A 12,338-nucleotide genomic window follows, 5' to 3' on the forward strand; every position below is an offset into this window, starting at 1 on the left:
CATGGATTTCGACTACGTCATCATTGGCGCGGGTTCGGCTGGCTGCGTGCTGGCCAACCGCCTGAGCGCCGACCCCTCCGTGCGCGTCTGTCTGGTCGAAGCCGGCCCGGTCGATCGCTCTCCGCTGATCCACACGCCGGCTGGCATCGTCGGCATCCTGCCGACCCGACACGTCAACTGGGCATTCGAGACAGTTCCGCAGCCAGGGCTGAAGGGCCGTCTCGGCTACCAGCCGCGCGGCAAGACGCTTGGCGGCAGCAGCGCCATCAACGCGATGATCTACATCCGCGGCCACCGCACCGATTACGACGACTGGGCTGCGCTGGGTAATCCCGACTGGTCCTACGACGGTGTGCTGCCCTGGTTCCGACGATCCGAGGATTACTTCGGCGGCGCCGACGCTTATCACGGCGCCGGCGGCGAGCTGACCGTGAGCGCGCTCGACGCCCATCCGGCCACGCATGCGTTTATCGAAGCCGGCCGCAAGAGCGGCCACGCCGTCAATGCGGATTTCAACGGCGCCGACCAGGAAGGCGTTGGCCACTATCATGTGACCATTCGCAACGGCCAGCGCTGCAGCGCATCGGTGGCGTTCCTGCATCCCCTCCGCGACAAGCGCCCGAATCTCACCGTGCTGACGGGCGGCCATGCCACCCGGCTGATCCTGCGCGGCAACACGGCGGAAGGCGTCACGGTCCGCGTGAAAGGCCGTGACGTGGAACTGCACGCGCGCCGCGAGACCATCGTGGCAGCCGGCGCGTTCGGCACACCCCAACTGCTCCAGCTTTCGGGCATCGGCGACGAAGCAGACCTGCGTCCCCATGGCATCGCCGTCCAGCACGCGCTGCCCGGCGTCGGCAAGGGGCTGATCGACCATCCCGACTACATCCTGCCCTTCAAGAGCCCCGACAAATCGCTGATGGGCGTGTCGCTGCAAGGCGCGGCGGCCATGACGAAGGCGTTCTTCGAGTACCGCAAGTCGCGCACAGGTCTGCTGGCCAGCAACTTCGGCGAGGCCGGCGCGTTCCTGCGCACCGATCCGTCGCTGTCGCGTCCCGACGTGCAACTGCACTGGGTCACCGGCATCGTGGACAACCACAACCGCACGCTCCACACGGGACACGGCATGAGCTGCCACGTCTGCGTGCTGCGTCCGAAGAGCCGCGGCACGGTCGGCCTGAACTCCGCCAATCCGCTGGCGCCGCCGCGTATCGACCCGAACTTCCTCAGCAACGACGACGACGTGACGACGCTGCTCAAGGGCTACAAGCTCTCGCGCGAGATCATGCACGCCCAGCCGCTGGCCCGCTACGCCGGGCGCGAACTGTACGTGAAGGGTGTGAGCAGCGACGACCAGCTCGTCGACCTGCTGCGCCGCCGCACCGACACCATCTACCACCCGGTGGGCACCTGCCGCATGGGTAGCGACGACATGGCCGTGGTCGACCAGCGCCTGCGCGTGCGCGGCATGGAACGACTGCGCGTGGTCGATGCCTCGATCATGCCGACGCTGATCGGCGGCAACACGAATGCCCCCTCGATCATGATCGGAGAGAAGGGTGCCGCGATGATCGCGGAAGACTGGCAGGGCCGCGCTGCCGCCTGATTGCGCATCGCAACGCCGCATCACAAAAGCCAAATAGCAAACCCGCATAACAAGAGCCCGAAAAGGAGACTCCATGCAATGCAAGACCGCCGCGTTTCACGCGGCCATTTCCGTGCTGGTGGGCAGCCTGTTCCCGATGAGCGCCATGGCCGCGCCCACCGAGTCCATTGCCACCAACGACGCAACGGCCGCCACGCGCGATGCCAATGCGGACGTCCTGAAGCGCCTGCCTTTCGCCAACCGGCAGGACTTCGAAGATGCCCAACGTGGCTGGGTCGGATCGCTCGACAGTGGCGAGATCCGCAATGCCGATGGTCGCGTGGTCTGGAACCTCGACGCCTATGCCTTCCTGCGTGACGATGCCTCACCCGCCTCGGTCAATCCGAGCCTCTGGCGCCAGGCGCAGCTCAACCTGAAGCACGGCCTGTTCAAGGTCACCGACCGCATCTATCAGGTACGTGGCTTCGACCTCTCGAACATGACCATCGTCGAGGGCGACAGTGGCCTTATCGTGATCGATCCGCTCCTGACCGCCGAAACCGCCCGCGCGGCGATCGACGTCTACTACAAGTACCGTCCGAAGAAGCCCATCGTCGCGGTGATCTACTCACACAGCCACGTGGACCACTTCGGCGGCGTGAAGGGCGTGGTCAGTCAGGATGACGTCAAGTCGGGCAAGGTGAAGATCTACGCGCCCGAAGGCTTTATGGAAGAGGCCATCAGCGAGAACATCTTCGCCGGCAATGCCATGAGCCGCCGCGCGCAGTACATGTACGGCGCCCTGCTGCCAAAGGGCCCGCAGGGGCAGGTGGACGCCGGCCTCGGCAAGACCGTTTCGCTCGGCACGATCACACTGATTCCGCCCACCGACCTGATCGGCAAGACCGGCGAAACCCGCACGATCGACGGCGTGCGGATCGAATTCCAGATGGCTCCCGGCTCCGAGGCGCCGGCCGAGATGCTGATGTACTTCCCGCAGTGGCGGGCACTGTGCGCGGCAGAGGACGCCACGCATAACCTGCACAACCTCTACACCATCCGCGGCGCCCAGGTGCGCGACGCCAACCAGTGGTGGCGCGCGCTCGACGAGACCATCGACCGCTACGGCAACCGCACTGACGTCATCTTCGCGCAGCACCACTGGCCAAAGTGGGGCCAGCAGAGCATTACCGGCTTCCTCTCGCGGCAGCGCGACGCCTACAAGTTCATCCACGACCAGACACTGCGCCTGGCCAACCAGGGCTACACGATGACCGAGGTAGGCGAGCGCGTGAAGCTGCCGCCGTCTCTGGCCAGCCAATGGGACCTTCGCGACTACTACGGCACGGTGAATCACAACGCCAAGGCCGTCTACCAGCGGTACCTCGGCTGGTACAGCGGTGACCCGGCCGACCTGCACCCGCTGCCACCGGAAGAGTCCGCGCAACGCTACGTGCAGTACATGGGCGGCGCCGACAAGATCCTCGCTCAGGCCAGCAAGTCGTACGCCCAAGGCGATTACCGCTGGGTGGCGCAGGTGGTCAAGCACGTGGTCTACGCCGATCCGTCGAACCTGGCGGCCCGCAAGCTCGAGGCCGACGCGCTTGAACAGCTCGGCTACCAGACCGAGGCCGCAAGCTGGCGCAGTGCCTATCTGGTGGGCGCCTACGAGTTGCGCAATGGTGTGCCCAAGCTGCAGGGCACCCAGACTGCCAGCCCAGACATGATCGGGGCCATGACCGACACGATGTTCCTGGACTTCCTGGCCGTGCGTCTCAATGGCGAGCGCGCCGCCGGCCACGACCTGAAGTTCAACTGGGTACAACCCGATACTGGCAAGCGCTATGCGCTGTCGGTGGAAAACGGTGTCTTCCTCTATAAGCCGGAGCGCCAGTTCGACGACGCCGGTGCCACGTTGACGATGCCGCGCAGCGCGCTGATCGGCTCGCTGCTGGGCCAGACCACGCTGCCCGCGGAACTCTCGGCCGGGCGCGCCAAGGTGGACGGCGATCCGGCTGTACTGAAGTCATGGATGGGAATGCTGGACAAGTTCGACCCGCAGTTCAATATCGTGACGCCTTGATGCCGTCTGGCGTCTTCACCCGCTGAACCGTTACCCGGCACCCGGCCCTCCCCCAGGAGCCGGGTGGTGGCCCCTGCGCCCGGCACCCGCGCAGGTCGATTCGCCCCTGCTGTCATCACAGCGCGTGCAGAGCCGCCATCTAGTCAATTTGGTAAATTTCGCTGTTTATTTTTGACTAAATCAAATACTGCAATAAAAGGAATTGGCACGCGAACCGTTTGCGCTCTCGCGTTTTCCCGCAGGCAGAACCCGTGCGACGGCTATCCCCGGGGGAAACCGACCTGCCATACCGCCCGCTTCGGACATCCCTGTCTGTGAAGTCAGTTTCCGAGCGCTTCATAAACAATTCACTTCATACCTCCAATAAACTGAATTCCGTTGATCTCACTCAACAGCGATACTTCACGAGACTTATGCGCCATTGCGATTTGCACCGGAGGCACTTTCATGAGGCAAGCTGAAATGAGAAAGACAAGAATCGGGGGACTGGCGACGCTTGCCATTGCCGCTGCCGTACTGACATTGGCGGGCTGCGGCAAGCAGGAAGAGCCCAAGGCACCGGCAGCACAAGCACCAGCCGCGCAATCTTCCGCCGAGGCGCCTGCAGCGCCGCAGGCCGCCCGCGAGAATCCCCCTGTCGCCGCGAATGCACCGGAGTCGGCAGCTTCCGCGCCGGCACTGCCGCCGGTGGCCAATTCAGGCAAGAAGCCGAACATCCTGGTGATCTTCGGTGACGACATTGGCCAGACCAACATCAGCGCCTACAGCCATGGCGTGGTTGGCTACCGCACCCCGAACATCGATCGCATCGCCCGTGAGGGGATGATGATGACCGACTACTACGGCGAGAACAGCTGTACCGCGGGCCGCTCTACCTTCATCACTGGTGAAGTCGGCTTGCGTACCGGCCTGCTGAAGGTCGGCATCCCCGGCGCGACCGTGGGCCTGCAGGCGCAGAACGCGACCATTGCCGAAGCGCTGAAGCCGCTTGGCTATGCCACCGGCCAGTTCGGCAAGAACCACCTTGGCGACCGCAACGAATACCTGCCGACCGCGCACGGCTTCGACGAGTTCTACGGCAACCTGTATCACCTGAACGCCGAAGAGGAGCCGGAGCGTCCGTATTATCCGAAGAACGATGCGGCCTTCGTGAAGGCAAATTCGCCGCGTGGCGTGATCCACTCGTTCTCCGACGGCAAGGTGGAAGACACCGGCCCACTGACGCGCAAGCGCATGGAGACCATCGACGACGAGACCACGGCAGCAGCCATCGGCTTCATGGAGAAGCAGGTCAAGGCGGACAAGCCGTTCTTCGTGTGGATGAACACCACCCGCATGCACTTGTTCACCCATGTACGCGAGTCGATGCGCGGCCAGAGCGGTATGCCGGGCAACGAGTACGCGGACGGCATGCTCGAGCATGACGCCGACGTGGGCAAGCTGCTCAGGACGCTCGACGACCTGAAGATCGCCGACAACACCATCGTGGTCTACACGACGGACAATGGCCCGAACCAGTTCAGCTGGCCGGATGCGGCAACCACGCCGTTCCGCAGCGAGAAGGACACCAACTGGGAAGGCGCATTCCGCGTGCCGGCGCTGGTGAAGTGGCCGGGCCGCATCAAACCGGGCACGGTCTCCACAACGATGATGTCCGGCCTTGACTGGTTCCCCACGCTGCTTGCGGCCGCGGGCGATACCGACATCAAGGAACGACTGCTCAAGGGCACCAGCCTTGGTGGCAAATCGTTCAAGGTGCATCTGGACGGCTATAACTTCCTGCCGTACCTGACCGGGCAGACCAATACCGGCCCGCGCCAGGACTTCTACTACTTCAACGATGACGGGCAACTGGTCGCCTATCGCTACAACGACTGGAAAATCGTCTTCTGTGAGCAGCGGCAGCCAGGCGGCTTCCAGGTGTGGTCCAACCCGTTCACCTGCTTGCGCGCACCCAAGGCGTTCAACCTGCGCATGGACCCATACGAGCGCGCCGATACGGTATCCGATCAATACTATGACTGGGCCACGAAGAACGCCTACCTGATGCAGTACGGCGTCTATCGCGTGATTCCGTTCCTTCAAACGTTCAAGGACTATCCGCCCAGCCAGCGTCCCGCGAGCTTCAGTATCGACCAGGCGGTCGAGCAACTGATGAAGACGCTGGACAAGACGCCAGCCAAGTAACACCGGATAGCGTCTGACACCACCGGCCGGCTTCCGCCTCGCGGAACGCCGGCCGGTGGCATTCTGGGCAGTCAGAAAACACGCAGGAGGTCTCGTCGCGCCTAGAATGGCGGCTTTCCGCAAGCGGATTGCGGGTCGTTCCGGGGAGACCCCTCATGAAGCTCCATCAATTGCGCGCGTTGGCCGCCGTCTCCGAGACGGGCAGCATGCAGGAGGCATCCCGCCTGCTCCACGTCACCCAGCCAGCACTGAGCAAGGCCATCAAGGAACTGGAAGCCAGCGTGGGTGCCGCGCTGTTCGTGCGCACGAACAAGGGTGTGCAACTCACACCATACGGGCAACGACTGGTCGGCCACGCCCGCCTGATCAGCGAGAACGTCAGGCGCGCGCGCCAGGATCTCGAGGACATGAAAGGGACCGTGGTCAGCGAGATCACCGTTGCCGTCACGCCGGTCACCGCCCTGCTGCGCCCGGCGGGCGCCTGCATCACGGCGTTCCGGCGCGATTTCCCGAGCGCACAGTTGCGCGTGCAGGAAATGCGGCCCGCGCAAATGCTCGAGCACCTGCGCGAAGGCACCATCGACTTCGCGCTGACCTCCCAGTCCCTGGCCACCGCGCATGGCCTCGACTGCGCCCAGGCTTGCCACGTGCCGACGCTGATTGCTGGCCGCAAGGATCATCCGTTGCGCAAGACGCGCTCGCTGGGCGCGTTGCTGGAGGCGGAGTGGCTCGTACTCGATCCGCTCTCCGATACCGGCACGCCGTTTCATCAGCTCTTCGTCATCAACGGCATGACGCTGCCGTCGCGCGTTGTCGAATGCACGTCGATGACCCTGGCCCTGGAGATGTGCCGGCAGAGCGACCTGCTGGTGCTGCTCTCCGAGGAATCCCGCCGCAGTCGCTATCTCGTCGAAACCATGGACTTCATCGACGTCGACGAGACCATGCCGGATCGCACCATCGCGCTGGTATCGCGTGACCGCCACACCCTCACCTGGGCGGCGGCACGGCTGCACGATGCCTTGCTGGACGCATTGCGCCAGGAGTTTCCCACGGCGGATTGACGCCACCCCGTGATTACCAACGCTCATACCCATGAAAAAAAGCTGCGTGCGCCATGGGTGCCAGGCACCTAAGATCGTCCGGTCGAACAGAAACCCATAAGAACACGGGCAGCCATTCAGCGACTGCCCGGACGGACCACCACGAGGAGCCTCATGAACGAAGCCACCGTTTCGCTGGGCAGCGATGCCGCAGCCCGCGTCGTCGCGCCCGCTTCCAGCACGCAGGGCCGCCGCGCCGTCATCGCGGCTGCCATCGGCAATGGACTGGAGATCTACGACTTCACGGTCTACAGCTTCTTCGCTGCCACCATCGGCCGGCTGTTCTTTCCCGCCAGCAGTCCGCTCGCCTCGTTGCTGCTTTCCTTTGCGACGTTCGGTGCTGGCTTCGTGATGCGCCCGCTCGGCGCCGTGCTCATCGGCAACATGGCCGACCGGCGGGGCCGCAAGGCCGCGCTGACGCTGACGATCGGCCTGATGACCGCCGGCACGGCGCTGCTGGCCTTCACGCCGTCCTACGCCAGCATCGGCGTGACCGCCACTGCGCTGGTGGTGGTGGGCCGTCTGCTGCAGGGCCTGTCCGCTGGCGGCGAGGTTGGCGCCGCGTCCGCGCTGCTGATGGAGTCGACTGGCAAGCAACGGCGCTGCTTCGCGGTGAGCTGGCAAGGCGCAAGCCAGGGCGCTGCGGCATTGCTGGGGGCGCTGACCGGCGCCGCGGTGTCGGCGCTGCTGAGCCCCGAAGCACTCCAGTCATGGGGCTGGCGCGTGCCGTTCATGCTCGGCCTGCTGATCGCCCCGGTCGGCATCTACATCCGCCGGCATCTCGAAGAGACCCAAACCGAAAACACCGCCCACGCCGGCCTCATGACGGTGGTGCGCGAGCATCGCCGCACGCTGATTCTCGGCGTGCTGCTGATGACGAGCAGCACGTCGTCGATGTACATCATGGTGTTCTACATGCCGACCTATCTGGTCAACACCGTGCACATGCCGCCCGTGACCGCGTTCCTGGGCGCCTGCGTGGCAGGTCTGACGATGCTGGTCATGTCGCCGCTGTTCGGATTGCTCGCGGACCGGCTGCCGCGCCGCAAGCCGCTGCTGATCGCCAACAGCATTGTCGCCATCAGCGTGATGGTGCCCAACTTCGCGCTGCTGTCTTCTGGCCCGGGGCTGCCATTGACGCTGGCCTGCATCGCGTTATCGGTCACGTTGAGTTCCGTAGGCGGCGGCGCGGGATCGGCGCTGATGATGGAATCGCTGCCGCGCCATCACCGCGCCACCGGTATGTCGATCATGTACAGCGTGGGCGTGACCGTTTTTGGCGGCTTCGCGCCGCTGGTGGTCACGTGGCTGATCGCTACCACCGGTAGCCGCATGGCGCCGGTCGGATACATGCTGTGCGCGTCGCTGATCAGCTTTACTGCCCTTCTGCTGTTCCCCAGCCATCCGGGCCGCGATTGAGCGCCGCCTTGAAGATGCCCCGATTGCCCCACAACGCTCAGCCCCATTCATCATGACGACCACACCCATTCCCGCCGCCATCTCGTCCGCAGCCAGCCGCTTTGCCGATCTGCGCCATCGCATCCATGCGCACCCGGAGCTCGGGGCCGACGTGCCGCGCACCGCCGCCATGGTGGCCGGTCTGCTGCGCGAATGGGGCTACGACGTCCATACCGGCATTGGCGGCCACGGCATCGTGGCCCAGCTCAATGTCGGCAACGGCCCGCGCCGCATCGGCATTCGGGCCGACATGGATGCGCTCCCGCTGCAGGAACGCACCGGCTTGCCCTATGCCAGCGAAGTACCCGGCCGTATGCACGCCTGCGGGCATGACGGGCACACGGCCACGCTACTGGCCGCTGCCGAATATCTCGCGGCCACGCGCAACTTCGATGGCACGCTGAACCTGATCTTCCAGCCTGACGAGGAAGGCATGACCGGCGCCCTGTCGATGATGGAGGATGGTCTCTTCGAACGCTTTCCGTGCGACGCGATCTACGCGTTCCACAACGCGCCGGGCCTGCCGGTCGGCATGGCCGTGGTCCAGTCTGGCGCGCAGGGCGGATCGTCGGACCGCGTGACCGTGACCTTCCGCGGCAAGGGCGGGCATGGCGCGATTCCGAATCGTGCCGCCGACCCCACGCTGGCGCTGGCGCACACCGTGGTGGCCCTGCAAGGCATCATCGCGCGCAACGTGGCGCCGGTGGATGCGGGCGTGATCAGCGTGGGCCAGATCGAAGCGGGCACGACCTACAACATCATCCCGGAGACTGCCACGCTCAAGCTCAGTGTGCGTGCCACGTTGCCCGAGGTCCGCAAGCTGCTGGAGGAACGCATCCGTGCCGTGGTCACGCATCAGGCCGCGTCGGCCGGTGTCGAGGCCGAGATCGAGTACCTGCATCTGGTGCCGGCCATCCGCAACACGCCGGCAGAAGCGGCGATCGCGCGCGAAGCCGTCGCCAGCGTGCTCGGCAATGACAACGTCATCCAGGTCCCGCCCTCGACGCAGATGGGCAGCGAGGACTTTGCCTGGATGCTCGAGAAGGTGCCCGGCTGCTATTTCGTGCTTGGCAACGGCACTGGCGAGTGGGTAGGTTGCTCGGTGCACAACGACGGCTACGACTTCAACGATGCGCTAATTCCGCTCGGCGCCGCCTGCTGGGTAGCATTGGCAGAGGGCTATCTCAAGTCGTGATCGTCACGGCTTGCCCCTCTCGCAACCTGACCGCCAGACTCAGCAACACCGCCTCGAAGCCGCGCAACGTGGCGGTGACCGGGCGGTCGACAGGTTGTTTCCGTGCGATGGCCGCCGCGGCGTGGCGGCGAATCAGCGCGACCTGCGCGTCGATGAACGCCAGGCAGCGCAAACGATCCGGCTCGGAGCCCGCGGCGATCACGGCTAACACCGGTGCCAACGCCAGCGTGCGATACCCCTCCACGGGCAGGGCAGCGATGCCGCCGGGCGCGGCCAGCAGTTCCGGCAACAGGAGCCGGAACACTGCGTTGCCCCACTCCGCCTTCTCCGCGGCTTCGACGGCGCGCCGTTGCGCCAGCGCTGCCGCGTAAGCCGGCGACGTGATGCGCCCATGTCGCACCAGTTCCTGATAGCCATCGCGCATGCCTTCCGATATACAGTCCGCGCCGATATAGGCCGCACCGTTTCTCCGGCTAGCCAGCACAGCCGACTGCAGCGCATCGGGTGTCCACGCATCGAGCGGCACCACGGCGCAAGTGGTCGGGCGCGTGGCGTGGATGGTGCAGAGGTTGTCATCGCCAAGTGCCGGACAGGCGGCCAGCGATGGATAGTCGACACCCTGAATCGCCAGCATGAGACTGTCACCGCCGGGCAAGACATGCCCAAGCATGGCCGCCAGCTCACGGGCGTCCGGGTGCGACGGGTGCACCCGCCGCAACGACAGACAGCCGATAAAACGGTCCTGATGACGGAATAACTCGGCCATCGTCAGCAGCGGCGACGAGTTACAGCATTTGCCGCATGTGCTGCAATGGAATGAGAACGTCCGCTCGTGCATCACGGCGATATCGGCCAGCTTCACCACGGACGACGCACCGAATCGTTGAAGCGCGCCAGGATGAACGTCTTGACGGGCTCCGAATGCAGGCCGCGCACAGTTGGCGTCAACCACGGCGCATCGCGATCGCGCGCGCGGATGGCCAGCACATTGGCAAAGGGCACGCGCGAGTCCTCCATGCCGAGCGCGTCGCGCGCGGGCGCGAGACCGGCTGCCGATGCCGCGGCAAACGGAAGCGCCACAAGTGCGGCGTTGTCGAGCGCGGCGGCAAGCCTCGCCTCCGCAACGGCACGCCAGCGCAGCCCTCGCCGGTTCTCCACGATATCCGTGGTGCGCGGGCTCAATCCCGCATCAGACGATATCCGGATCAGGCCGTAACCTTGCAGCAGAAGCAGGGCACGCCCCTGCGCGGACGGTTCGGCAGGGAACGCGACAACGGATCGAGGCGGCAATCCGCGCAGATCGGATAGCGTGCGCGAATACAGCCCCATCGGATAGGTGACGGTATGGGCCACGGGCAGCAGGCCGCTGCCGGCCCGAGCCAGCGACGGCCCGTCCTGTGCGATGTTTGCTTCGATCCGGCCCGTAGTCACCGCCGCATTGGCCTGCGCCACGCTGGCAAAACGCACCGTCTCCAGCCGCACGCCTTCACGCAACGCCGCATCGCTGGCCGCGCCAACCAACTCGCTGTCTGGTTCCGCGACCACGCCGATACGCACCGTGTAGCGCGGCTGGACAGAACCGGATGCCGCCGTGGCAGATCCTGGCGATGGCAATGCCATCGCCAGCAACGCCGTCAGCACGCCGCGACGGTGGAGGTAAGTCTTCTCAGCCATCGCGCAGCACCGTTCGGAAGCCGATATGCGACGTCGGCAAGTCGCTTTCGGCAGACTCCCGCGCCGAAGCACGGTAGCGCACGCAGAAGTCCGGCGCGCACAGGAACGATCCGCCCTTGATTACACTGGTCGCCGCCGGCTTGCGCGACCGTGACGCTGCCGCCACGACTGCCGTATCGCCATTGGCGTGCGACTGACGCGGGCCGGTGTAGGCGTCGCCAGTCCACTCCCAGGCGTTGGCGATCATGTCGAACAAGCCGAGCGCATTGGCGGTGTAGCACCCCACCGGCGCGAGCCCCGCGAACCCATCGCGCGAGGTATTGAGCACCGGGAACACGCCCTGCCAGTAGTTGGCGGTGGGCGTTCCTTCGGCCGTTTGCGGTGCCGTTTCCAGTCCGGCATCACTACGTCCCGCCTTGGCCGCGAACTCCCATTCGTCCTCCGTGGGCAGGTCATGGCCGAGCCAGTTCGCATAGGCCCTGGCATCGGCCTGCGTGACGAGCGTCACCGGCTGGTTGTCACGTCGGTGATCGTAGCCATGTGAATTGGCAGCGGCCGGCCCTTCCGGATGCCGCCAGTTGGCGCCTGTCACCATCGTCCACCACGCGTAGGGGCGTTGACCCAGTTCTGCGTCGGTCGGCTTGTGGAAGACCACCGCCGCACCTTGTCGCTCGGCATCGGTGACGTAACCGGTGGCCTGCACGAACGCCGCGAACTGGGCCACCGTCACCTCGGTACGGTCGATCCAGAAGCTGCCGACGCGCGTTTTTCCTGCGGGCCGCTCGTCCGGATAGCCAAGCGTGGTACCGGGCACGAACTCACCGCCCGTCACCCGAGCCATGCCAGCCGTCCGCGACTTGCCCCAGCCGGCCGGCAAACCCGAGTAGGCGGCGCATCGCTGCACCGAACCGAGTGTGGCGCCGTCAGGCATGGCGGCCCCCGGCACCGCATGCACGCCCAGCGACGCGATGACACCCACCGCGAATGCCAGCCCAGCTACCGCCAGCGGCGTGCGCCAGCGTCCCCTGTTTCGCAACACGTTCACGACCATGT

9 protein-coding genes are annotated in these 12,338 nt (G+C 65.4%); 6 read left to right on the forward strand and 3 right to left on the reverse strand.

What is annotated here, in order from left to right; translation table 11 throughout:
* The first annotated feature begins 1 nt into the window (after position 1).
* The 6 genes from RMET_RS27690 to RMET_RS27715 all read left to right on the forward strand — a co-directional run bounded on the left by RMET_RS27690 (position 2) and on the right by RMET_RS27715 (position 9,611).
* Positions 2 to 1,606 (forward strand): GMC family oxidoreductase, encoded by a 1,605-nt coding sequence (locus RMET_RS27690; protein WP_011519821.1) that lies wholly within the window; start codon positions 2 to 4, stop codon positions 1,604 to 1,606.
* Positions 1,607 to 1,679: 73 nt separating this feature from the next.
* On the forward strand, positions 1,680 to 3,668 hold the full coding sequence (locus RMET_RS27695) for an alkyl/aryl-sulfatase (RefSeq protein ID WP_011519822.1): 1,989 nt from the start codon (positions 1,680 to 1,682) through the stop codon (positions 3,666 to 3,668).
* A 462-nt stretch (positions 3,669 to 4,130) separates the two neighbouring features.
* Positions 4,131 to 5,855 (forward strand): arylsulfatase, encoded by a 1,725-nt coding sequence (locus RMET_RS27700; RefSeq protein ID WP_104669947.1) that lies wholly within the window; start codon positions 4,131 to 4,133, stop codon positions 5,853 to 5,855.
* A 155-nt stretch (positions 5,856 to 6,010) separates the two neighbouring features.
* Positions 6,011 to 6,919, forward strand: a complete 909-nt coding sequence (locus RMET_RS27705; RefSeq protein WP_011519824.1) for a LysR substrate-binding domain-containing protein — start codon at positions 6,011 to 6,013, stop codon at positions 6,917 to 6,919.
* A gap of 153 nt (positions 6,920 to 7,072) precedes the next feature.
* Positions 7,073 to 8,377 (forward strand): MFS transporter, encoded by a 1,305-nt coding sequence (locus tag RMET_RS27710; protein ID WP_011519825.1) that lies wholly within the window; start codon positions 7,073 to 7,075, stop codon positions 8,375 to 8,377.
* 52 nt (positions 8,378 to 8,429) lie between these two features.
* Positions 8,430 to 9,611 (forward strand): M20 aminoacylase family protein, encoded by a 1,182-nt coding sequence (locus RMET_RS27715; RefSeq protein ID WP_011519826.1) that lies wholly within the window; start codon positions 8,430 to 8,432, stop codon positions 9,609 to 9,611.
* On the opposite strand, the gene RMET_RS27720 is transcribed toward RMET_RS27715, so the two are convergent.
* From RMET_RS27720 to RMET_RS27730, 3 genes are read right to left on the reverse strand one after another with little or no spacing between them, the layout of a single operon-like run.
* Entirely contained in the window at positions 9,601 to 10,476 is an 876-nt protein-coding gene (locus RMET_RS27720) for a YkgJ family cysteine cluster protein (protein ID WP_085960506.1), read from the reverse strand. The two genes, RMET_RS27715 and RMET_RS27720, sit on opposite strands and share 11 nt — an antisense overlap.
* Positions 10,470 to 11,285 carry a MetQ/NlpA family ABC transporter substrate-binding protein gene (locus tag RMET_RS27725; protein ID WP_011519828.1) on the reverse strand — a complete coding sequence of 272 codons (816 nt, stop codon included), beginning with the start codon at positions 11,283 to 11,285 and terminating at the stop codon, positions 10,470 to 10,472. The genes RMET_RS27720 and RMET_RS27725 overlap by 7 nt, the downstream gene beginning before the upstream one ends.
* Entirely contained in the window at positions 11,278 to 12,336 is a 1,059-nt protein-coding gene (locus tag RMET_RS27730; protein WP_011519829.1) for a formylglycine-generating enzyme family protein, read from the reverse strand. The genes RMET_RS27725 and RMET_RS27730 overlap by 8 nt, the downstream gene beginning before the upstream one ends.
* Positions 12,337 to 12,338: the final 2 nt, after the last annotated feature.

Origin of the sequence: Cupriavidus metallidurans CH34, assembly GCF_000196015.1 — a bacterium.
GTDB classification, from domain to species: domain Bacteria; phylum Pseudomonadota; class Gammaproteobacteria; order Burkholderiales; family Burkholderiaceae; genus Cupriavidus; species Cupriavidus metallidurans.

Excerpts from the sequence above, each read along its gene's own strand:
- RMET_RS27690 (WP_011519821.1), top strand. The coding sequence starts at position 2 with ATGGATTTCGACTACGTCATCATTGGCGCGGGTTCGGCTGGCTGCGTG.
- RMET_RS27695 (WP_011519822.1), top strand. The coding sequence starts at position 1,680 with ATGCAATGCAAGACCGCCGCGTTTCACGCGGCCATTTCCGTGCTGGTG.
- RMET_RS27700 (WP_104669947.1), top strand. The coding sequence starts at position 4,131 with ATGAGAAAGACAAGAATCGGGGGACTGGCGACGCTTGCCATTGCCGCT.
- RMET_RS27705 (WP_011519824.1), top strand. The coding sequence starts at position 6,011 with ATGAAGCTCCATCAATTGCGCGCGTTGGCCGCCGTCTCCGAGACGGGC.
- RMET_RS27710 (WP_011519825.1), top strand. The coding sequence starts at position 7,073 with ATGAACGAAGCCACCGTTTCGCTGGGCAGCGATGCCGCAGCCCGCGTC.
- RMET_RS27715 (WP_011519826.1), top strand. The coding sequence starts at position 8,430 with ATGACGACCACACCCATTCCCGCCGCCATCTCGTCCGCAGCCAGCCGC.
- RMET_RS27725 (WP_011519828.1), bottom strand. The coding sequence starts at position 11,285 with ATGGCTGAGAAGACTTACCTCCACCGTCGCGGCGTGCTGACGGCGTTG.
- RMET_RS27730 (WP_011519829.1), bottom strand. The coding sequence starts at position 12,336 with ATGGTCGTGAACGTGTTGCGAAACAGGGGACGCTGGCGCACGCCGCTG.